The sequence below is a fragment of the Gilvimarinus sp. 1_MG-2023 genome, from assembly GCF_030548285.1.
This window is the reverse complement of the sequence record NZ_JAUOSC010000461.1, coordinates 1-343: the sequence shown is the minus strand read 5'-3', so window position 1 is coordinate 343 and position 343 is coordinate 1. Positions and strand designations below refer to the sequence as shown.

General features: G+C 44.3%; 1 protein-coding gene. It reads right to left on the bottom strand.

The genetic code is table 11. The annotated features are described in order from the left end of the window. Positions 1-67 precede the first annotated feature (67 nt). The coding region (locus tag Q4563_RS17635) for a hypothetical protein (RefSeq protein WP_303605425.1) at positions 68-343 on the bottom strand (276 nt) is incomplete at its 5' end.

Below are 343 nucleotides of genomic sequence, written 5' to 3'. Positions count from 1 at the left end.
CGCTGGAAGTGTACCAGCGACGGATGATAGCAGAAATGATACGAGGGTAATTGATTTGTAGTTACTACTAGGGAGTCAGAAATATAACGGAGTTTTCCAGATCCCCATACGTTGCTGTAACGGAAATGGATTCAGGCTCGTCTTCAGCTTCAAATGACACGTTATAAAGCATTCCATAACTAGGTAAGCCAGTAGTCGCTAGGCCGTTATAGGTTTCCCCATATAGGAGACCAATCGAATTACTCACCGTACCCGAAGAACCATAGATTTCATAACCATCGCCTTCAACCGACAAGGTAGTTCCATTAGCAGGAGCATTGCCATTCCAATCCTGTAGCAATAC